The organism is Kurthia populi, assembly GCF_042686175.1.
Taxonomy (GTDB): Bacteria; Bacillota; Bacilli; order Bacillales_A; family Planococcaceae; genus Kurthia; species Kurthia populi.
On record NZ_JBHUOR010000127.1, the window covers coordinates 17,166 to 36,617 of the forward strand.

22 protein-coding genes and 1 riboswitch are annotated in these 19,452 nt (G+C 36.1%); of the genes, 20 read left to right on the forward strand and 2 right to left on the reverse strand.

The annotated features are described in order from the left end of the window. The first annotated feature begins 3 nt into the window (after positions 1 to 3). The 4 genes from ACFSY7_RS14870 (at position 4) to ACFSY7_RS14885 (ending at position 3,995) form a co-directional block, all read left to right on the forward strand. Positions 4 to 303 (forward strand): TetR/AcrR family transcriptional regulator, encoded by a 300-nt coding sequence (locus ACFSY7_RS14870; protein ID WP_380148362.1) that lies wholly within the window; start codon positions 4 to 6, stop codon positions 301 to 303. 149 nt (positions 304 to 452) lie between these two features. After that, positions 453 to 1,826 carry a diguanylate cyclase gene (locus tag ACFSY7_RS14875; RefSeq protein ID WP_380148364.1) on the forward strand — a complete coding sequence of 458 codons (1,374 nt, stop codon included), beginning with the start codon at positions 453 to 455 and terminating at the stop codon, positions 1,824 to 1,826. 101 nt (positions 1,827 to 1,927) lie between these two features. Beyond that, complete coding sequence (locus ACFSY7_RS14880; RefSeq protein WP_380148366.1) at positions 1,928 to 2,500, forward strand: TetR/AcrR family transcriptional regulator; 573 nt, start codon at positions 1,928 to 1,930, stop codon at positions 2,498 to 2,500. Between the two features lie 97 nt (positions 2,501 to 2,597). Continuing rightward, positions 2,598 to 3,995, forward strand: a complete 1,398-nt coding sequence (locus tag ACFSY7_RS14885; RefSeq protein ID WP_380148368.1) for a DHA2 family efflux MFS transporter permease subunit — start codon at positions 2,598 to 2,600, stop codon at positions 3,993 to 3,995. Between the two features lie 78 nt (positions 3,996 to 4,073). Here the strand turns inward: ACFSY7_RS14885 and ACFSY7_RS14890 are convergent, their stop codons facing one another. After that, positions 4,074 to 4,532: an MFS transporter gene (locus tag ACFSY7_RS14890; RefSeq protein ID WP_380148370.1), complete on the reverse strand. Its 459-nt coding sequence runs from the start codon at positions 4,530 to 4,532 to the stop codon at positions 4,074 to 4,076. Positions 4,533 to 4,540: 8 nt separating this feature from the next. On the opposite strand from ACFSY7_RS14890, the gene ACFSY7_RS14895 reads away from it, so the two are divergent. The 4 genes from ACFSY7_RS14895 to ACFSY7_RS14910 all read left to right on the forward strand — a co-directional run bounded on the left by ACFSY7_RS14895 (position 4,541) and on the right by ACFSY7_RS14910 (position 7,467). Further along, on the forward strand, positions 4,541 to 4,831 hold the full coding sequence (locus ACFSY7_RS14895; RefSeq protein ID WP_380148372.1) for a HAMP domain-containing protein: 291 nt from the start codon (positions 4,541 to 4,543) through the stop codon (positions 4,829 to 4,831). Next, positions 4,783 to 5,523, forward strand: a complete 741-nt coding sequence (locus tag ACFSY7_RS14900) for a methyl-accepting chemotaxis protein (protein WP_380148374.1) — start codon at positions 4,783 to 4,785, stop codon at positions 5,521 to 5,523. Before ACFSY7_RS14895 ends, ACFSY7_RS14900 begins: the two co-directional genes overlap by 49 nt. A gap of 134 nt (positions 5,524 to 5,657) precedes the next feature. Then, positions 5,658 to 6,221, forward strand: a complete 564-nt coding sequence (locus ACFSY7_RS14905) for a sigma-70 family RNA polymerase sigma factor (RefSeq protein ID WP_380148376.1) — start codon at positions 5,658 to 5,660, stop codon at positions 6,219 to 6,221. Beyond that, on the forward strand, positions 6,211 to 7,467 hold the full coding sequence (locus ACFSY7_RS14910) for a DUF4179 domain-containing protein (RefSeq protein ID WP_380148377.1): 1,257 nt from the start codon (positions 6,211 to 6,213) through the stop codon (positions 7,465 to 7,467). The genes ACFSY7_RS14905 and ACFSY7_RS14910 overlap by 11 nt, the downstream gene beginning before the upstream one ends. Before the next feature lie 23 nt (positions 7,468 to 7,490). Here ACFSY7_RS14910 and ACFSY7_RS14915 read toward each other — a convergent pair whose 3' ends face one another. Then, positions 7,491 to 8,012, reverse strand: coding sequence for a dihydrofolate reductase family protein (locus ACFSY7_RS14915; RefSeq protein ID WP_380148378.1), 522 nt, complete (start codon positions 8,010 to 8,012; stop codon positions 7,491 to 7,493). Between the two features lie 83 nt (positions 8,013 to 8,095). On the opposite strand from ACFSY7_RS14915, the gene ACFSY7_RS14920 reads away from it, so the two are divergent. From ACFSY7_RS14920 to ACFSY7_RS14975, 12 genes are all read left to right on the forward strand, one after another. Continuing rightward, positions 8,096 to 9,106, forward strand: a complete 1,011-nt coding sequence (locus tag ACFSY7_RS14920) for an alpha/beta hydrolase (protein WP_380148379.1) — start codon at positions 8,096 to 8,098, stop codon at positions 9,104 to 9,106. A 472-nt stretch (positions 9,107 to 9,578) separates the two neighbouring features. Beyond that, a complete protein-coding gene (locus ACFSY7_RS14925; protein WP_380148381.1) occupies positions 9,579 to 13,022 on the forward strand; it encodes a SpaA isopeptide-forming pilin-related protein in 3,444 nt (1,147 codons plus the stop codon). 109 nt (positions 13,023 to 13,131) lie between these two features. Further along, positions 13,132 to 13,677, forward strand: a complete 546-nt coding sequence (locus ACFSY7_RS14930; RefSeq protein ID WP_380148382.1) for a sigma-70 family RNA polymerase sigma factor — start codon at positions 13,132 to 13,134, stop codon at positions 13,675 to 13,677. Further along, complete coding sequence (locus tag ACFSY7_RS14935; protein WP_139994367.1) at positions 13,664 to 14,026, forward strand: helix-turn-helix transcriptional regulator; 363 nt, start codon at positions 13,664 to 13,666, stop codon at positions 14,024 to 14,026. The genes ACFSY7_RS14930 and ACFSY7_RS14935 overlap by 14 nt, the downstream gene beginning before the upstream one ends. Continuing rightward, positions 14,016 to 15,230, forward strand: coding sequence for a permease prefix domain 1-containing protein (locus ACFSY7_RS14940; RefSeq protein WP_380148384.1), 1,215 nt, complete (start codon positions 14,016 to 14,018; stop codon positions 15,228 to 15,230). Before ACFSY7_RS14935 ends, ACFSY7_RS14940 begins: the two co-directional genes overlap by 11 nt. 207 nt (positions 15,231 to 15,437) lie before the next feature. Next, positions 15,438 to 16,007: a hypothetical protein gene (locus ACFSY7_RS14945; RefSeq protein ID WP_380148385.1), complete on the forward strand. Its 570-nt coding sequence runs from the start codon at positions 15,438 to 15,440 to the stop codon at positions 16,005 to 16,007. A 64-nt stretch (positions 16,008 to 16,071) separates the two neighbouring features. Then, positions 16,072 to 16,120, forward strand: a riboswitch (PreQ1 riboswitch). An 89-nt stretch (positions 16,121 to 16,209) separates the two neighbouring features. Then, a complete protein-coding gene (gene queD, locus ACFSY7_RS14950; protein ID WP_380148386.1) occupies positions 16,210 to 16,641 on the forward strand; it encodes a 6-carboxytetrahydropterin synthase QueD in 432 nt (143 codons plus the stop codon). Then, positions 16,634 to 17,350 (forward strand): 7-carboxy-7-deazaguanine synthase QueE, encoded by a 717-nt coding sequence (queE, locus tag ACFSY7_RS14955; RefSeq protein WP_380148387.1) that lies wholly within the window; start codon positions 16,634 to 16,636, stop codon positions 17,348 to 17,350. Before queD ends, queE begins: the two co-directional genes overlap by 8 nt. Before the next feature lie 85 nt (positions 17,351 to 17,435). After that, positions 17,436 to 17,708 (forward strand): HU family DNA-binding protein, encoded by a 273-nt coding sequence (locus ACFSY7_RS14960; RefSeq protein WP_126989116.1) that lies wholly within the window; start codon positions 17,436 to 17,438, stop codon positions 17,706 to 17,708. Positions 17,709 to 17,815: 107 nt separating this feature from the next. Further along, positions 17,816 to 18,508, forward strand: coding sequence for a hypothetical protein (locus tag ACFSY7_RS14965; protein WP_380148388.1), 693 nt, complete (start codon positions 17,816 to 17,818; stop codon positions 18,506 to 18,508). 180 nt (positions 18,509 to 18,688) lie between these two features. Further along, complete coding sequence (locus ACFSY7_RS14970; protein WP_380148390.1) at positions 18,689 to 18,958, forward strand: hypothetical protein; 270 nt, start codon at positions 18,689 to 18,691, stop codon at positions 18,956 to 18,958. A gap of 47 nt (positions 18,959 to 19,005) precedes the next feature. Continuing rightward, complete coding sequence (locus ACFSY7_RS14975) at positions 19,006 to 19,362, forward strand: hypothetical protein (RefSeq protein ID WP_380148391.1); 357 nt, start codon at positions 19,006 to 19,008, stop codon at positions 19,360 to 19,362. The last annotated feature ends 90 nt before the right edge of the window (positions 19,363 to 19,452 follow it).

Sequence of the window (19,452 nt, forward strand, 5' to 3'; positions counted from 1 at the left end):
ACGATGCCGACAAAAAGAGTAGAAGTAATTCATATAAAAGAGTTAATAAACCATGCATTTAAAGAGCTGTTATTAGAAAAGGAATTTGATCGCATTACAGTAATGGATATTTCATCGAAAGCTCAAATTAATCGTGCAACATTTTATCTACACTTTAAAGATAAGCAAGAGCTCTATACGAATTATATGGAGTACTTCTTTTACCATGTCGACATCATCTTGCACAATATAATGTCACCTACTTATGTGAATAAGGGGTTAGATGAGAAGTGCATAATTAATGTACTTCTCTTTTTGTTGTAAAATAAAGTCTTTTATCCTAATAAAAGACTTAATAAATAATTAAAAAGATAAAAAACGGTTCTTTATCACCGAATTATTAAGATGCATTACTGTTTTATTGCGATTCGAATAAGGTATTCTTGTACTATAGTATTGAACGGAGGTGCCTCATGGCAATACACTATGTAGAACAATCCTTACATAAATTGCAAAAATTATACCATCAGAAAGCTTATCATGAGGTAATTGATGAAGCAAAAAAATTATTAAAATCGTCAGCAATTAAACAAAATAGAAACCAACAATTTCACTGTTTGCTATTACTTGGCGAAAGTTATTCTTTTCAGGCGAAGTTTGCAGAAATGGTCCAAATTGTCGCGCAGCTTCAACCGATTTTTCCATGGATTAAAAATGTCGAACAGAGTCGCCGCTATTATATGCTGATGATGCACTGCTGGTCATTTTTCAAGCAATACGCAAAGGCAATCTATTATTTTGAAAAAGCAATTTCGTTGCAAAAGAGTGAGCTTTCTTCTTATACAAATCAGGTATATTATACATTGGCGGCACTTCATATGCTCAACGGTCAATTTGAACAATCCTTAAAAGAAGTACAAATTATTCAACAACGACAAAATAAGCAAAAAAGAGGCTATTTTTTAATAGAATATGTTTATTTTTTAGAAGCTCGTCTGCGACTAGAACTAGGACAAATTTTAGAAGCACGCTTACTTTTTAATAGTTTAAATAAATTCGTAATTACACAACATAGTCAGGTGATGAAAAATGATTATTTTTTATTGCAATTACGACTTTATCTTGCAGAAAATGCACATAAAAAGGCGATGCAGTTAGCGTTGGAAATGATTACATTTGAACAAACAGAAAATGATCTATTAATTCGTGAATATGTATATCCACTAGTAATTGAACATTATTTACAATATGAGGATTATGAAAAAGTAGTTGAACTACAGCGCCAAGTGATTCAAAGCTATCAACACAATAATTTATTGCAGCAAATGAATGATAGGGAAATACTTCAGCAAAAATATGAATTACGAGAACAAATGAATGTGGATGATTTAACAGGGGCATATATGCGCTCATTTATGATAGATGTATTTCAGGAAATGTTTGCAGAAAACGAATGGTATCAGCTCTATATGTTTGATTTGGATGATTTTAAATTAATTAATGATCGTTACGGGCATCTTGTAGGCGATCAGGCGCTGATTCAAACGGTAGAAGCGGCCAAGCAATATTTCGAGAAGCAATCCGCAATTATTACGAGATTTGGCGGCGATGAATTTATTGTGATTGTCAAAAATGATTATGCAATTGAGACAAATGCGCAAGCATTTTGGGAGCATATGGCAAAGCAAACGATTAACGAAGGACGCATTCATTTACGCTATAGTATCGGTGCGGTGCTTATTGCGAATCGTCAGCCACTTGATGTTGCAATTGAACTTGCAGACCAATTGCTTTATACCGTCAAGGAGACGGGAAAAGGCTATCTTAAATATAAAATAATTGATTAAAAGGATGCGTAGGCATGGATTTTTTCTTGACTTTCAAAATTGAAAAGCGTAAGATATATCGAGTAGACCAATCGTTATAATTTTTTTAGGAGGACATTCTTATGAAAAATAATCCGACGCGTGATCACTTGCTAGATGTAGCAACGAAGCTATTTCATTCACAAGGCTATCATGCGACAGGGCTGAATCAGATTTTAAAAGAATCTGGCACACCGAAAGGGTCCCTATATCATTATTTTCCAAATGGTAAGGATCAACTCGTGAAAGAGGTGGTACAGTCGTCATCCAATCGATTGGTTAAGGACATTCAAGCGCATTTAGATTCGGACCTAAATCCAGTCATTGCGATTCAACATTATTTAGATAAGATGAGTCAGCGCTTTGAAAATCTAGAAACACCGGATAAGTTAGACATGCCGCCCTTTTCACTGATTTCGTTAGAATCAGCATTTGCGAATGAAGAGATTCGACAAGTGTGTCAGGAAAATTACAATCAGGTAGAGCAGCTTTATTATAAGAAGATAGTCGCTTCAGGTGTCGCTCAGCCAGAGGCACACGCTCTTGCAGTATCGATTTGTGCTGCCATTGAAGGCGTATTAATGCTATCGATTACGAAAAAATCAAATGAGCCCATTCATATGCTACGAAAAACAATTCCAGGTTTCTTCGCATAGGAGCCTAGGAATTGTTTTTTGAATAAAAAATATATAAACCGGTCTAATATTTTTTTGGAATTAAATTATATAGACTGGTCTAGTAAAGGGAGTTAGTATGACTACAGAACAACAAAAGAATCCCAAACCGATGATTGCTTTATTAATGATTGCAACATTCGTCGGCTTATTTGGGGAAACAGCAATGAACATGGCTATGACCAATGTGATGACCGACTTTAATGTTAGCGCTGGAACAGCACAATGGTTAACAACTGGTTATTTATTAGTATTAGGAATTTTAGTTCCGGTCTCAGCTTTAATTATTCAATGGATCTCAACACGAGGAATTATCATCCTTGCATTTGTTTTCTCGATTGTTGGTTCAATTATTGGCGCAATCGCACCAAATTTTGAAATTTTATTACTTGCACGTGTTATCCAAGCAGTAGGTACAGGTCTTGTTTTACCGCTTATGATTAATGTTATTTTAATTGTTGTCCCAATTACAAAACGTGGGGCAGCAATGGGTATCATGGGGATGGTTATTACATTAGCCCCAGCTATTGGACCAACATTAGCCGGCTTTATCGTCGATATTTCAAGCTGGCATTATATTTTCTGGGTAAGTGTGGTATTATATATCATTTTACTTGTTGTATTTATGTCGAAAGTATACAATGTTACAACATTAACAAAACCAAAAATTGATTTCCTATCTGTTATTCTTTCAACAGTAGCTTTTGGGGGTATTATTTATGGCCTAAGCACATTTTCAGAAGGAACAACTGCTTCAACAGTTGGTTTAGTTTCAGGTATTGTAGCCTTACTATTATTCGTATGGCGTCAATTTGCAAGCGAGCAGCCAATGATTGATTTACATGTATTTAAATACCGTAATTTCACAATTGGCTCATTACTATTATTCATCTCATTCGCCTTAATTTTAGCGATGGCTATTTTAATGCCAATGTATTTAAAAGGCAGTTTATTATTAACAGCAACAAGCGCTGGCCTAGCAATGCTTGTAGGTAATATTTTAAATGCAGCATTAGCACCAGTCGTTGGGAATACATTTGACCGCGTTGGTGCGAAAATTTATTTAACAATTGGCTTTTTATGCTTCGTTATTGCAACCGTTATGTTATATGTCTTCGTTAGTGCAACAACGCCATTATGGATTGTAATTGTGGCGTATATGATTTTCTTCATCGGTGCATCAACAATTATCATGCCAGCACAAACGAACTCATTAAATGAATTACCAAAACAATTGTACACACATGGTTCAGCCGTACTGAACACATTCCAACAAATTGCGGGTGCTGCAGGTACAGCTATTGCCATTACATTGATGACAACAGGTCAAGCATCCTATGCTACTGAACATCCAAAAGCGAGCATTGAAACATTAATTGCTGCAGGGACAGAGCATGCCTTCTTCTTCATTGTTATTTTAGCGATTATTGGGTTTGTATTATCATTATTCGTAACACGTCCAAAAATGAATCACTAATATTTTTAAAAGACTAGGAGGAATCCTAGTCTTTTTTTGTGCATAAAAAAGGAACCGCGAAGGCGATTCCTTTTTGCTTTAAGCCTCTATTTTGTTCTTTTGTCGTACAAAAAGTAATAGATATAGGACTAGCATAACAATCATCAACACAGCAGAAAGGACATAAATAGCGCTGTAATCCACAGATACGGCAACGATGCCCAGAACATAAGAACCGATGGCGATTCCGGCATCAAATAATGTGAAGTAGGTTGCGGTAGCGTAGCCTGTTCGCTGCGGAGAGGTTGCTTGAATACAAAGTGATTGGAAGCTTGTCGTCAGTGTACCGTATCCAACACCGATGAAGGCAGCTGATGTTAGTAATAAAGCCGCATTCTCAGCATTACCTAATAAAAATAGGCCAATTACAAAGAAGATGAATGATGGAATAATGACATATTTTGCGCCATATGTGTCATAAATATGGCCTGTTACTGGACGTACGCCAATCATTGCAACAGCAAGTACAGCATAGAAGTAACTTGCTGCATCTAACAAGCCTTTTTGTGCGGAATAAAGAGGGGACTAAATCAACAAATGCTGCCACAATAGTCGGGGTTGTACTAGTAATTATTTTAATTGCAGTTATTGTAGGAATTATTTTTTATATGCGTAGATCAATTGTTCGACCAATTGAATTATTAAATCAATCGATTCAGCAAGTAGCAGCTGGTGATTTAAGTACAGAAGATGTTGCAGTTCGTTCGAAAGATGAAATCGGTACACTGTCGACTGCATTCAATGCGCAGTGGGGATTCAACGAATTGCAGAAGCAACGCAAAATCTACAAGAAGTAGCGATTGATTCTGTCACACTGTCTGATTCTGGTCGTCAAGCACTTGAGGATATTACACGTAAGATGATGGAGATTTCGACGAGCTCTGTAGAGACAACAGGCCAAATTCAAGCATTATCAAAACAATCTGAGGAAATTACATTGATTGTCAAAGCGATTAGGCAAATTACGGATCAAACGAATCTTTTAGCACTCAATGCAGCAATTGAAGCGGCGCGCGCAGGAGAAGCGGGCCAAGGGTTTGCAGTTGTAGCAGATGAAGTGCGCAGTTTAGCAGAGCAATCCAATAAATCGGCAAGTGAAATTCAATTATTGATTGAAAATGTTCAAAAAGCGACAACAACTGTCGAAAATAAAATTATACAAAATAATGTGTCGATTCAAGAGGGTGTTGACACAATTACAAAAGCAAGTGAAGTATTTGGTAATATTTCACAATCTGTTAATAAAATGCAAGGTGAAATTACGGAAGTGTCTGCCATTACAGAGCAGTTATCTGCCTCTGCACAAGAAGTATCGGCTTCAGTAACAGATATTGCCCGTTCCATTGAGGTCGAATCACAGCAATTAGGTGAAGTTTCAACATCATTGAACGACATTACAGCGGTTATTTCAAGTCTATCTGGCACATCTGAAAGCTTACAGGATCGTGCAAATACACAGGAAAATTTATCTGGGCGCTTTACTGTTTAATAAATATAGCTTGTTAGTCTATATATTAAAAAGAACTACATTTAAAAAATGTGGTTCTTTTTTGTTATGATTTAAAAAAATGTGAGAATATTTCTAAAACGCATTCGTTATCATATATAACAGGGAGGTGCAAAATGACAAAATCAATCGAACAGCAGATTAAACTATTAAAAAAGAAAAAAGAACATGCACTCGAAGCGATTATTGATGTGTATATGCCATATGTAAAAGCAATTGCCTTACGCATTTTATCTAATACAGCTACTGTCGATGAATGTGTGAATGATATTTTTTTAGCAGTCTGGCAGAAAAGTGCACAGTTTGAAGGAAATGAAGTAGACTTTAAGCGCTGGATAGGGGTTATGACAAAATATAAAGCTATTGATTTATATCGTCAGCAAAAACGCCGAGGAGAGTATGAGTTTAAGCAAGAGGATATGTCGTATTTTTCTGTGGATTCTGAACCCCAACAGTTGTATTTACAGAAAGAAGAACGCCAAGAAATGCTAATAAAATTAAGTCAATTACCTAATGTAGACAGGGACATTTTCATTATGAAATATTATTTAGAAATGAATAATAGTGAAATAGCAGAAGCACTGGAATTAACAAAAGCTGCTGTAGACAACAGGCTGTATCGAGGGAAAAAGAAGCTTGCTACGCAGCAGGATAGGGGGAGAGCATTGTATGAAGGATGAGAAACGAAAATTTCATATAGATATTGATGATGTCACAGAAGTAGAAGTGACAAAGCGTGAAAAAGAACGTGTATTAACACATGTTTTAGGTGGAAAACAACGCAAGAGATCATTTGTGATGCCCGTAATTATCACTCTTGCGGCTCTGTTGATTTTAGGCTTGAGTTCGATTCGTTTATCACCAACATTTGCGGCGACAGTAGCTAAAATCTCATTATTTGAACCTCTTGTTACAGCGATGATGGATGACAAAGGACTTGAAGATATCGCAAAGTATCACTATATGGAAGAAGTAAATGCAGAGGCAACCAAAAATGGTTACACTGTAAAAATTACTAATATGATTGCCGATGAAACTGGATTTATTATGTATTATGAAGTAAATGGTGTCAAAAAAGATGGCGAAGTAATGGTAGAACATTTCAAAAAAGATGGTAAGGAAGTAGAAGGCTCAATGTGGAGTGAAATTGTAAATGATAAAAAACAGCAGTATGAGTTTGTATTAAATCTTCCTCTAACAGAACAAGTACAGTGGAATAAAGTGGTACTAGAGGCAGATTTTAAAGTGAATGATACACTAATTAAAGTGCCATTTAAACTGAAAAACGACATCGCAAAAACAATCATCTATCCACTAGATAAAATAGTTACCATTGATGGTCAGAAAATAGCTATAAAAGAATTACGTGTGTCACCTCTACGCGCAGTTGTTGTGACAAAGGCAGCCTCTACAAATACAAAAAAAATCTTAAACATTGATTCGATTCATTTGAAGGACGAACATAATGAAGTTTGGGGCGGGATACAAAATGGCCTATCACGTCAGCAAGATATTAAAACCGGCGAAACAGCATATGTGCTACAAAGCAATTATTTCCGTAATCCTAAGGAACTTAATCTTCAAATGGGACATGTACAAGCGATTCCAAAAGATGATACTGTTATTGTTGTAGATTTCTCTGCAGAGAAGGTCCTTAAACAGCCTGCATACGTAAAAGAGAAATTCAAAGTTTATAAAAATGGAACAATTCATTATAAAGGAAAAAACTCCTCAATCTTTAGTGCAGACGCAAGTACTTTATCTGGTAAGACTGTTGATTTTCATTCTAGTTCAATAAATCATATGAATAAAAAAATTATTGTGAAAACAAAATATAACGTCCAAAAGATTAAAGAACCTGTGCAAATTGAAATTGAACAGTATCAACATTATTTACAAGGATCAACAACCATTCGAATCTATTAAAAAGTAGCACCCAACAAAGGGGGCTACTTTTTTTCATAATGTACATTGACGAACTGATTAAATGTTTCCGTTTTCGTAAGCCGCCACTCCGATTCATAGCTTCCTTCAGGGAATAAGCGAATGCCTTTTCCTAATAATACAGGCGTGAGTGTTAGTGTCATTTCATCGACAAGACCTGCTTCGAGGAAATCACAAATCAACTGTCCACCGCCAACAATCCAAATGTCTTTACCTTTGGATGCTTTCAACTGTCTACCAAGTGATTGAACGGGTTCATCAGTATAGGTAATATACGCGGTATTTTCGCGTGTTTGATGTGTATATACATAACCTACCTGCTCTTTATACGGATAATCGCCATTCATTTCATTCATCACCCAATCATACGTCGTGCGGCCCATAATAACCGTATCAATGTCACGCATAAAGTCGCCGTAGCCATTATCTCCCTTACCATCGACCTTCATAAGCCAGTCTAAGCTGTCATCTAATGTAGCAATATAGCCGTCTAGAGACATCGCGATAAATAGCTTTATTTTTCGCACCGAATCCCTCCTTGTTTTAGTATCATAGCATATTCCGGATATGCTATGATACGGGTATCAAGAGGCTAAGGGGCGGCTATACTATGAAGAAATGGTTACGATGGATTTCAGTGATTTTACTGGTGACAATTTTAGGTGCTGTCATCGCATTTGAGGTTTCACCTAAACCAGGGACAAAATTAATCCAATTTGCATTTAATCGAGAGGTGCCAATTGGCGATTCAGGTAAATTCGAGCAAGCAAAGGAAACAGTAAATGTAATAAAAAATGAGCGCTATGATTCACCTTATGCGCGCAATACCTTTGATGTGTATTATCCAAAAAATTTAAAGAAAACGGAGCAAGTTCCGGTTGTTTTTTGGTTACATGGTGGCGGCTATTTAGCAGGGGACAAATCACTCGTTAATGAATTTGCTCACTATGTAGCGGAGAAGGAGCAAATTGCGATGATTTCAGCCAATTATGAACTAGCACCTGAGCTTAAGTATCCAGGTCAAGTGAAGCAGTTAGAGGATGTTTATCAGTATGTTCGTAAGCATGTGGCAGATTATCCATATTTAGATCTTACAAAAGTGGCATTTGGCGGTGATTCAGCAGGTGCACAAATTGCAGGACAGTTTGTATTAATTCAGACAAATCCAGATTATGCTAAACAGATGGATATGACAGCAACTGTACCAAAGAATGAGCTGAAGGCATTTATTTCGTATAGTGGTCCTGTTGATTTACAGCAACTTAAAACATTGCCAGCAACGAATTTATTTATGAAATTTTTTGCTCGAACAGTAGCGTGGGATTTACTAGGGGATAAGGAATGGAAGTCACATCCGGCAATCGATGAGGCATCGATTGCGCAGCATGTCACGACAGATTTTCCACCAACGTATATAACAGATGGCAATACGCTTTCATTTCCAGAGCAAGGAAAGGCGTTAGATCAGGCGTTGAAGGCGAAAAATGTATCAGTTGAAAGTCTTTTTTTTGATGAACATCAGGAAGACATTTATCATGAATATCAGTTTAGCTATGACTTAGCAGAAGCACAGCAAGCACTGGATGAAACATTGATCTTTTTAAGAGATTATGTGAAATAATGCGTTAAGAGGCTGGGACATACGTATAAAAACAACCGTTCCTATGAGCATAAGAAAAACCGGAACTGCGCTGTAGCGCAGTTCCGGTTTTTCGTTGCGAACGCTAAAAAAGGAAAATGACGTGTTTTGTCCCAGCCTCTTTTTTTATTCGCATAATGTTAAGGGATGTTTCTACCGTTAAAATGATAGGTTTTTATATCTAAAATAAATTTTGTTATTCGTCATTATTCGACAGAATGAATGTAAAAAATAGTAAAATAATAATATTATTCGACAAAAAAGGTCTTTGTGACTTTATTTTTCCCTAATAATGTTTTGTTTTTTAGGTTGTTCTATGCGATGAAGTAGATAAATTAAAAGAACAGAAGGATAGATTTAAGCTATTAGACCCTTAAATTATACTAGAGATTGTACTAATTTTAGGGAGGTTATTCACATTACGAAAAAAATAAGCTTTTCTTTTCTTTCGTTAATGTTAGTTTTCAATGTTATTTTAAGCTATGCGGGTGTCGGTACAACTGCAAAAGCAGCAATAAATGATGAAATTGAAGGCCTAACAGGGTTTGAGCTATCGTATACAGATAGTGAACGCAATGAAAAGGATGCTGTAACGTCATTAAATGATATTATTCAAGCAGCCTATCAATTTGAGTTTGGCAATTTAGATGCAGATAAGACGATCACATTTAAATTACCAGCACAATTGAAAGTTATTCAAACTTATACGAACGAAGAAATTACAAATAGTAATGGTAAAGTCATTGGGAAATTTACATTAGCAGCAGATGGTACGGTTACATTGACTGCATATAAAGGAAGAGATGTAAAAATCAATTTCAATGCAGAATCAACAATGAAGCCAGGAACACCAATTGAAAGTAATACGACTGAAATTGTTTATGGCTCTCAAAAAGCCGAATTAGTAGTAGATTTTGAACAGGGAAAAGCTATTTCAAAAGCTGTTACAAAAGTAAATGATACAACGTATAAATGGACGATTGACGTTAATACGGAATTATCAAAATTAACGAATGCAGTCGTGAAAGATGCAATTCCACAAGGCTTAGAGGCAACAAATGTGAAAGTCTCTGAATTAAGTGTGGCACTGAATGCTGGTGATAAACTGTCATTCGTTGCAGGGAAAGATGTATCAGATACAGTAACGAGTAAAGATCCTGTGACGGTGACATTAGGTGACACGTCAAAGGCATATCGTATCGAAATTACAACAAATAAAGTCGACAATAAGCTGATTGCGAATTATGTAAATACAGCAACACTTGAGTCAAATGAAGGTTCTACAACATCAAATGAAGCTTCAATGGCTTACCAAACAAAGGTAAATGTCAATAAGAGTAAATCAAGCGTTAACACAACTGATGGTTATATCGATTATTTCATTGACTTCGATACAAAAGGCCAAGAAATTCCAGCGGGCGCAACGATTACAGATGTACTAACAACGCCTGCTATTAAGGATAAAAACTTTAAATTAGCTTCACTGAAAGCAGCTGATTTCACAATTGTGAAAAAGGATACAGCAGAAGTAGCTGTTCCAACAAATAGCTATAAAATTAATGTTACAAAAGATGGTACACGCGATAAAACGACGGTTATGACATTTAATGAAGCACTTAACGGACATTATATTATTCGTTATCGCGTGAGTTATTCACCAAAGGGCGGTATTCTTTCACCTTCTGATATTCAATTCCGTAATACAGCAACATTAAAAGCAACTATTGACGGAAAAGAAACAACGCTAGGTAGCGATTATGAAGATATTTCCATTAAAAATTCATATAGTGATACACGTAAATCTGTTGTTGAAACAGATTTTAAAAATCGTGTTGTAACGTATGAAATTAAAGTAACGATTCCAGAGGATGGTAGTAAATTCTCTGTAAAAGATACACCAGTTGATAATGGTAGCATTACGAATTTAAAGTTTGTAAATGTGAAAAAAGGTGATGCTGTGTTTGAAGATGCATCGATGAAACAAGTAGGCAATGATTATTATTTCTACTTATATAACACGAAAGATGCCGCTTCAACGACAGCTAAGGGTGTCTACACAATCCGTTATACAATGGATTTTGATGCCGATAAAGGCGCAGAAACAGGAAACAGCAATAGCTATGTCATCTATAAAGGTACAGAAGCACAAACCGATGCAATCGGGACAACTTTCTATCCAAACAATAGTGTACTAGCGAAAAATAACGGCTTTAAATCCGGCAAATTATTATTAAATGAAGATGGTACGTATAAAGGAAAAGAGTACAAAGTAGGCTTTAACTTTAACCAGCATGACCTAACAGATGCGACATTGAAAGATACATTAAAGGGTAGTCAGCATTATATGAAGGATTCATTTAAATTGTATGCGTGGGATATTAAAGACGGTACAGATACAACCGGTATTACAGAAATTAAAGATGTAAACTGGGCCGAAGCAGTGACATTTGCAGAAGGTAATCAATCATTCACAATTGATGTGAATAAATTATTACCTGACACAGCAGATGAAACAACGACAGAGGTTGTTAAAAATGCGAAGCAAACAGGGGATTTAGTAATTAAAAAAATTGATGCGGCCAATAGTGATAAGCTAGCCGGTGCAGAATTTACTATTACAGGTCCTTATGGCTACGAAGCAACTGAAACATCGAATGCAGCGGGTCAAATCACACTGAAAAAGTTACCAATCGGCACGTATACAGTAAAAGAAACGAAGGCCCCAGCAGGTTATGAGTTAGCTGCAGCACCATTCACTGTCACTGTAGCTGAAAATAGCACATTTACACAAACGGTAATTAATGAAAAAATCGTACCTCAAGTTGGGTCAATCATTATTAACAAGGTGGACGATAATAATGTAGCGCTAGCAGGTGCAACATTCCACATTACAGGACCAAATGGTTATGATGAAATGAAAACATCAAATAATATGGGGCAAATTGAATTACATGAGCTTGCAGTCGGTGAGTATACCGTGACTGAAACAAAAGCACCAGCAGGCTATGAACTAGTTGCAACACCATTTAAATTAAACGTAACAGTACAAGGAACAACAACACAAACGGTCGTGAATAAAAAAGAACAGCCGAAAGTGGGCCAATTAATCATCGAGAAAACAGATGAGCAAACAGGTACACGATTAAAAGGTGCTACATTTGAAATTACAGGTGACGACTATAACGAAAGCTTCACAACGAATGCAAGTGGTCAAATCATTGTGAAAAATCTTGTACCAGGCACATACACTGTAAAAGAAACAGCTGCACCAGCAGGCTATACATTATCCACAGATACGTATGATGACGAGGTCAAAGCAAATGAAACTGTGAAGCAAGTCATCACAAACAAAAAAGAAACAGCAAGCGTGACATTAACGAAGTTTGATGCAAAAACGTATAAAGTGTTATCAGGCGCTGTATTTAACTTAGTAGATGAAGATGGCACACTTGTGAAACAAGCACTGACAACGGATCAAAACGGTCAAATTACAGTAAGAAATCTACCAACTGGTCATTATCAATTTATTGAAGTGAAAGCACCAGTAGGTTATACACTGGATAATTCACCAATTAGCTTTGATGCAAAAGGAAAACATATTGATTTACAATTCACAAATATGAAAGTTCCAGAAGCACCAAAAGAAGATCCAGAAGAGCCTCATACACCAACACCTCCTGGTAAAACACCAACACCAGGAGATGGCGGCGAAAACCCAAGTACACCAGCGACTCCAAGTCAAAGCACAAGTGAGGCAACGTCAACAACTCCATCAACGGATACAACGACATTACCACAAACTGGGGAAAGCACTAAATTTGTGATGTATGCAGGTTTAGTAATCATCCTAGGGGCACTTGTATTGCTTGTAGCGGTACGTCGTAAAGCAACAAAATAATTTTTACTAAAAACACGCTCCTGCGCTATGATGTGGGGGTGTGTTTTTTTAATTTTTTAAAACCACTTGATGTCTGGGCTCGTCTAATGATGTGTAAAGGAGTGATCGTGTGGACAGCATTATGTCACAGGTAAATTGGCAGGAGGAACTGCTGGAGCAACTAATGACAGATTATGGACAGGATATTTTACAGTTAGTGTATACATATGTACGTGACAATGCGCTTGCAGAGGATTTAACGCAGGAGATTTTTATAAAGTGCTATCGTGCGCTTTCTAACTATAAAGGACAGGCAACGCTAAAAACGTGGCTTTGGTGTATTGCCATTAATCATACGAAAGACTATTTGAAATCATGGCATACGCGTCACATGACAGTTACAGAGGCACAACAATTTGAGCATTTAACGGACAATGAGTCTGTTGAACAAATGATTGAACAGCAAGAAAGCCAACGAACCGTTATTGATGCGGTGATGAAGCTACCAATCAAATACCATGAACTTGTTTACCTGCATTATTTTGAAGAATATTCACTGCAGGAAATGGCGCAGATTTTAAAGGTAAATCGTAATACGCTAAAAACGCGTTTGAGAAAAGCCCGTATGTTATTGAGTGAGCACTTAGAAGGGAGTTTTGAGAATGAATTCATTTAAAAAGAGTTTGCAGCAACATACAAATTTACAGTTTACAGAAAAAATGAAGCAAACCATTCGTGAGGAAGTAGCTCGTGAAGCAATTGAGGCAGACCGTTTATTACAGCTACTACAGCAACCTCAGAGTGGCTTTGCGCTTTGTGAACGATTAAAAGCAAAGCAACAAAGTGCCGTTTATGTGACCTTACATCGTTTAGAAGTAGAGGGGTTAATTTGTAGTACATGGCAGGAGGAAGAAAAAATCTATAAAGTATCAGCAACTGGTTTAAAACGTGTCAAACGCTATGAAAAAGCACAGAGAAAAATGCCGCTTCAGCAGCTCTTAGAGGAGGCGCGTCATGTCTATTAAATTGTATATTGAGCGTGTAACGAAGCAAATGCGCAATAAGGAAGCTCGTGCATCTGTAGAAAAAGAACTGACACAGCATTTTCACCATCAAATTGTGAAATTGAAGGAGCAAGGTGCTACACAGCAGGAAGCAGAGCGGAAGGCTATCGAATTAATGGGAAACGCAACAACACTTGGCCAATCGATGGACCAAATTTATAAACCACAAACAGATTGGCTACTAATTGGCCTAGCAATAGCCGCAATACTATGCAGTTTTTTAGCACTTCCCTATGGTCAGCAAGTTGAAAATGGCACATTGATTTTGAAAAATGGTTTGTATACGGTGTTTGGGATTGGAATAGCACTGCTGATTACGCGTTTTGACTATCGTAAATTACTTACCTTTGGACATCAATTATTTTGGCTAGGGGTGGCGCTTAGTTTCGTATTAGATTTCATGCATCAATCGATGCTGCTTTGGTCATTTTATAAAATCATGTTATGGATGCAGCCAATATGCTTACTCTGGACAGTATGCTTAGCTATTTTTATGACACGTAAAATAAATATATGGCTTTTAAATGCCTATTTAATGGTGATATTTATCGCATTAGTGATGACACTTAGTCAGCAATATGTGCCTCTTTTTGGTATTATTTTTGCTATTATGCTTCTTTGTAGCAACTATCGTATCTCACAAAAGATTTGGAGTTTAGCTGGCTGGTTAATACTCATAGGGCTCGCGCTTACGTATTATTATGTGCTGATTTATCCAACACATGGACCTTATTTAATGCTTCGAGTAGCAGGAATGGAAGAGGTAAATCGGTATTTACAAACGATTTTACAATCCGCGCATTTTATTGGCGCAAGTGATGTTCAGGAACACATAATTACCTTTGAATACATTTTGCTCAATATTATACAACAATTTGGTTTTTTAGCATTAGCGATTGCTTTAGCATTAATTGCACTGCTTATCATTCATTTTGTAAAAACAAGCCAAACAATTCAACAACCGTTTGGACAAATGCTATTGATTGGGATTGGGACATTCTGTTCGCTATTATTTATTAGTAATGTATTAAGCTCACTAGGTTTACTTAATATTGGTGCATTCATGCTTCCATTTTTTGATTATGGTCTGATTTCAACGCTTTCAACTGGTATGCTAACAGGACTTTTATTAAGTGTGTATCGCCGGAAAAATCTTTTCGTGTGACATTCATAGGTTTTAATATATGTGTGAAAATAACCGCTCCTATGAGCATAAGAAAAACCGGAATCGCTATGAAATGCGGTTCCGGTTTTTCGTTGTGAACGCTAAAAAAGGAAAATGACATGTTTTGTTCCAGTCATTTTTTTATTTCCAAACCTCATAAGCATATATTTAAAAACTTAGGGAATACTTTAGCGAGGTGATAACAACATGATTTTTCAACCAAAGCTCGGAAAGTGGACGTTATTTTTGACCTTTTTCATTGTATTTTGCTTTGTCGTCATCGTGACACTTCCTGCTTTATATGAAGAGCAGCTCTCAAACACAGGACGCATTGTATTATTAGCGATTGGCTTTTTCGTTATCGCATTTTTTGTCTGGTATATGCTGGCGTCGACAAAATACATATTAGATAAGAAGCATTTAATAGTGAAGGGCCGTTTGAAAGTAGCTCACGTGCCTTATGCAGGGATTTTTCTTATGTTTCCAAGGAGATCAAATACACGCCGCGATTTCTTTTCAACGAATCGACAGGCCATTGCGATTTTTGCGGTACATGAGGAAGCATTTGACCAGCTTGAATTTGTAACAGAACTCGCTGACAAATATGGTGAAACGGTACCACAGTATTTAACACGCTATGTGATGCATCCTGAACAGGAGCCAGCATTTTTAGCAGAAGGGTTTCAGCCGGTGATTCTTCAGATGGTCGTAATCTCACCAGCAGAGATAGAACGCTTCCAAAATGAATTAATTAGTCGCTCACAATGGCAAAAATAACGATGATGCATAGTAACGAACAAAAATATATGCTATACTTGGCTCGCAACTAACACATACTGTAAAAAAAGAGGTTCATAGCAAAACAACCCTCTATAAAAAACTATGGGAATATGACGATCTGTCCGTATCCGCATAGGGTGCGGCTTTTTTTATGGCCGTTTTTAGTTGCACCATCAAAAAAAGAAAGGTTCGTGATTAGATGCTTATGCAATATTATCCACATCCACAGCATGATTATTCATACGAATTAAACAAGGATATGAATTTTTCAGCAGCACACTTTATTCCAGATGAACAGGCAGGGAAATGCGCCCATATGCATGGCCACACATATGTTGTCAATATTACCATTGCTGGAGATACACTTGATGACACAGGATTTTTAGTCAATTTTCAAAAACTAAAGGAGCTCGTGCATAAACGTTATGATCATCGTATATTAAATGATTTAGAAGAGTTTTCAGGAATGAATTTCCCTACAACAGAAGTGATTGCACAAGTCATTTGGCAACGAATCGAGAACTATTTAAAAACAGTGCCGAATCAGCCAAGCTGTCTGCAAATTCTCGTACGTGAAACGCCGACGTCCTATGTATTGTATCGTCCAAAAAAGGATGAAAATCATGGCTAAAAAAGCACCGGTAATGGAGATTTTTGGACCGACGATTCAAGGTGAAGGCATTGTTACAGGACGTAAAACAATGTTTGTACGTACGGGAGGCTGTGATTATTCCTGCGCTTGGTGTGATTCTGCCTTTACGTGGGATGGCAGCGAACGAGGGCAATTAATGACAGGCGAAATGATTTGGTCAAAATTAATGGAGATTGGAACAGTAGACGGTATACGAAATTTCAATCATATTACGATTACTGGAGGAAACCCGGCACTCTATAATGAGCCAATTGCGGAGTTGATTACGTATGCACATGCCGCTGGTGTAGCAGTAGGATTAGAAACGCAAGGGTCACGCTGGCAAGATTGGTTTTTAGATGTAGATGATTTAACGATTTCTCCAAAGCCACCTAGCTCAACAATGAGAACCGATTGGGTGGTACTCGATTCAATTATTGATCGTCTGCCAAAATATTCTCTAAAAGTAGTTGTTTTTGATGAAGCAGATTTTGACTATGCAGAGGTAGTAAATGCGCGCTACAAACCAAGTGAATTATATTTATCCGTAGGGAATGATAATTCAAGCGAAGCAGGCTCGATAGCCGAAAGACTGTTAGAAAAGCTCGAATGGTTGTGGCAAAAAGTCATTGCTACTCCATCGATGAATAACGCAAAACCCCTGCCACAACTCCATGCACTCGTATGGGCAAATAAAAGAGGGGTTTAACCTTTCCATTTTTAGGTTATTATTTGAAATATAGTCCACAAATCTGTATGATGGATAAAGAATAGTCAATTAGGAGGTTTTTCGAATGAACAAAACTGAATTAGTCAATCAAGTAGCAGAAGCAACTGAGTTATCAAAAAAAGATGCAGGTAAAGCGGTGGATGCAGTATTTGAAACAATCCAAAACGCCCTTGCGAAAGGTGATAAATTATCACTAATCGGCTTCGGTACATTTGAAGTACGTGATCGTGCAGCTCGTACAGGTCGCAACCCTCAAACTGGTAAAGATATTCAAATCCCAGCAAGCAAAGTACCTGCTTTCAAACCAGGTAAAGGCTTAAAAGACGCAGTAAAATAATTTGAAAAACCCTTACATATTAAGGGCTCAGGCATTTTATATGTTTGGTGAAAACCCTCTGAATTTTTCAGAGGGTTTTTGTATTTTTATATCCTGGAGGCGCTGAGATGAACATAGAAGTTAAATCGTATATTACTATTCCACCTGAAAAAGAAGAGCTAGATGAAAATCAAACGTATCCAGGTTATATCGAAATGACAAATTTGGACGATTTAGATGTATTTAATTATGCATTTGGACGTTCTGGAGGATATCCTGGAGGTAGAGTTGTTTTCTATGTAGATGGTGAACCATTGCTTTTTGATAAGTTTGATACAAAAGTAGATGAATTATATAATTTTTGGTTTACTCTAATTTCAACCTTATTACCACAAGATAAATCTCTTGATAGAAATACTTATTTAGTACTTTATGAGAGTGATTATGTTATGGATAATTTTAAAATCACAATTTTTTATCATAAAAAAACCGTAGAATTCCATTATGAAAAACAAGTAATCGCGACTTTTTCATTAGATACCTATAAAAAAGCAGTCTTACAAGGTTTTTTAGATTTCATGTGGCATACGAATTTAGAATTTGAAGCGATCACACATGATACTTACGATGAAGAAATTGACTATATTGAGTTACGAGAGGATACAAATGATGTAAGTGAGCTCTATGCTTGTCGTTCTATTTTCTTACAATATATGAAGGAAAGTTATAAACAAAAAAGTTATGACTTAGACAAATTAATAAACCTTGATTTTGATTTAGATTATTATCATTCAAAATTAAAATATGATTTAGGAGACTAATTTTATAAAATTACCAAAAGTGCAACCTATTCAGTTGCTTTTTTGATAATTTATGTGAACGAGTGCTCTAAATAGATACAGAATTGTCGCCAAAATTCAATGTCTTAATTACTAAAGAGCTCTGTAAAATCATTCTAATAAAGTTATAATTGAATCTAAAATACAAATAGGAGGAGCTTTTTGAATATATATTTATTAATAACCTGTTCAGTATTTTTATTGTTTATTGCAGGGAATGCTTTTTATGTTACGTTTAAAACATATGAAGATGATGATGATTTCACTTTTAACGGTATCACTTGGATTGAAGTGTTATTTAGTATTTTATTACTTATTACGGAAAAAACTACTTCAGATAAATTTCATACCATTACCTTTAAGATTCTTTCTTTTATATTTGGTTTATTCTTTTTAGGTTTAGCTGTTTTATCATGGATACTTTTCATTTAAAGATAAAGTCAACTATATAACTCAATTAGAAGAAAGGACGCTTTATTATGAAGTTAGAAATTAAAAGTTATATTAAAATCCCACCTGAAAAAGAAGAGCTAGACAAAAATCAACCGTATCCAGGTTATATCGAAATGACAAATTTGGACGATTTAGATGTATTTAATTATACATTTGGACGATCTGGAGGATATCCTGGAGGTAAAGTTGTTTTTTGTGTAGATGGAAAACCGTTACCTTTTAACGCAGAAGCAGATGAACTATATAATTTTTGGTATAGTCTTGTGTTAACTTTATTACCACAAGATAAATCTGTTGAAAAAAATGATTATATTGTACTTTATACAAATAATTATGTTATGAACAGTTTTAAAATTAATATTTTTTATCATGACGAATTGTAATATTAAGTGCACCACTCAAAATAAATAAAAAAAGACCCATTCAATATGAGCCTGTATAATTAAAGTTCCTACACCAAAATCAACAGGGGG

Excerpts from the sequence above, each read along its gene's own strand:
- ACFSY7_RS14880 (WP_380148366.1), top strand. The coding sequence starts at position 1,928 with ATGAAAAATAATCCGACGCGTGATCACTTGCTAGATGTAGCAACGAAG.
- ACFSY7_RS14935 (WP_139994367.1), top strand. The coding sequence starts at position 13,664 with ATGAATTCATTTAAAAAGAGTTTGCAGCAACATACAAATTTACAGTTT.
- ACFSY7_RS14965 (WP_380148388.1), top strand. The coding sequence starts at position 17,816 with ATGAACATAGAAGTTAAATCGTATATTACTATTCCACCTGAAAAAGAA.
- ACFSY7_RS14925 (WP_380148381.1), top strand. The coding sequence starts at position 9,579 with ATGTTAGTTTTCAATGTTATTTTAAGCTATGCGGGTGTCGGTACAACT.
- ACFSY7_RS14870 (WP_380148362.1), top strand. The coding sequence starts at position 4 with ATGCCGACAAAAAGAGTAGAAGTAATTCATATAAAAGAGTTAATAAAC.
- ACFSY7_RS14885 (WP_380148368.1), top strand. The coding sequence starts at position 2,598 with ATGACTACAGAACAACAAAAGAATCCCAAACCGATGATTGCTTTATTA.
- ACFSY7_RS14940 (WP_380148384.1), top strand. The coding sequence starts at position 14,016 with ATGTCTATTAAATTGTATATTGAGCGTGTAACGAAGCAAATGCGCAAT.
- ACFSY7_RS14960 (WP_126989116.1), top strand. The coding sequence starts at position 17,436 with ATGAACAAAACTGAATTAGTCAATCAAGTAGCAGAAGCAACTGAGTTA.
- ACFSY7_RS14910 (WP_380148377.1), top strand. The coding sequence starts at position 6,211 with ATGAAGGATGAGAAACGAAAATTTCATATAGATATTGATGATGTCACA.
- ACFSY7_RS14905 (WP_380148376.1), top strand. The coding sequence starts at position 5,658 with ATGACAAAATCAATCGAACAGCAGATTAAACTATTAAAAAAGAAAAAA.
- queE (WP_380148387.1), top strand. The coding sequence starts at position 16,634 with ATGGCTAAAAAAGCACCGGTAATGGAGATTTTTGGACCGACGATTCAA.
- ACFSY7_RS14945 (WP_380148385.1), top strand. The coding sequence starts at position 15,438 with ATGATTTTTCAACCAAAGCTCGGAAAGTGGACGTTATTTTTGACCTTT.
- queD (WP_380148386.1), top strand. The coding sequence starts at position 16,210 with ATGCTTATGCAATATTATCCACATCCACAGCATGATTATTCATACGAA.
- ACFSY7_RS14975 (WP_380148391.1), top strand. The coding sequence starts at position 19,006 with ATGAAGTTAGAAATTAAAAGTTATATTAAAATCCCACCTGAAAAAGAA.
- ACFSY7_RS14875 (WP_380148364.1), top strand. The coding sequence starts at position 453 with ATGGCAATACACTATGTAGAACAATCCTTACATAAATTGCAAAAATTA.
- ACFSY7_RS14920 (WP_380148379.1), top strand. The coding sequence starts at position 8,096 with ATGAAGAAATGGTTACGATGGATTTCAGTGATTTTACTGGTGACAATT.